The 701-nt window shown below is 52.6% G+C and carries 1 protein-coding gene; it reads left to right on the top strand.

Features of this window, described 5'->3' with window-relative positions; all coding sequences use genetic code 11:
* Positions 1 to 8: 8 nt before the first annotated feature.
* On the top strand, positions 9 to 701 hold a 693-nt coding region (locus ABD339_RS33540), incomplete at its 3' end, for an L-serine ammonia-lyase, iron-sulfur-dependent, subunit alpha (RefSeq protein WP_344570947.1).

Here is a 701-nt window from a genome sequence, read left to right as displayed (position 1 = left end):
ACGTTGAAATGGCGCAGAAGCTGATCGCCAATAACGCCGTTGATATTGCCGTCGAAGAGACTCCGGATTTTATTCATCTCGATTTAACCCTCTCTGCTGGCGAGAATTGCTGTCGTGTCGTGGTCAAAGGAACCCACACCAACGTGGTCGAGCTTTATATTAATGGCCAGCCGCAGCCATTAAGCGAAAAACAGAATACGCACACCCAGCGCGAAACGCTGCCCACTTTCTCGCTACAACAGGCTTACGACTTTATTAATCGCGTCGACTTTAATGATATTCGCTTTATTCTCGACGCCGCGCGCTTAAACTCCGCGCTGGCGGCAGAAGGCAAAACAAAAAAATATGGCCTGAACATTAACGGTACCTTTTCTGACGCAGTGAAAAACGGCCTGATGAGCAACGATCTGTTAAGCAAGGTGATCATCAACACCGTCGCCGCTTCAGATGCCCGCATGGGCGGCGCGCCGGTGGTAGCGATGTCTAACTTCGGCTCAGGCAATCAGGGCATTACAGCAACCATACCGGTAGTGGTGGTTGCAGAGCATCTCGGCGTCGATGAAGAGACCCTGGCTCGCGCTTTGTCTCTATCTCATCTCACCGCCATCTCAATTCATTCTCGTTATACGCGCTTATCTGCGCTATGCGCAGCCTCAACCGCCGCTATGGGCGCCGCCGCCGGTATGGCCTGGCTGTTTACC

This window comes from Streptomyces axinellae (genome assembly GCF_039532135.1).
Lineage (GTDB): Bacteria > Actinomycetota > Actinomycetes > Streptomycetales > Streptomycetaceae > Streptomyces > Streptomyces axinellae.
The sequence above is the reverse complement of the archived record's forward strand: the minus strand, read 5'-3'. Positions and strand labels throughout refer to the sequence as shown.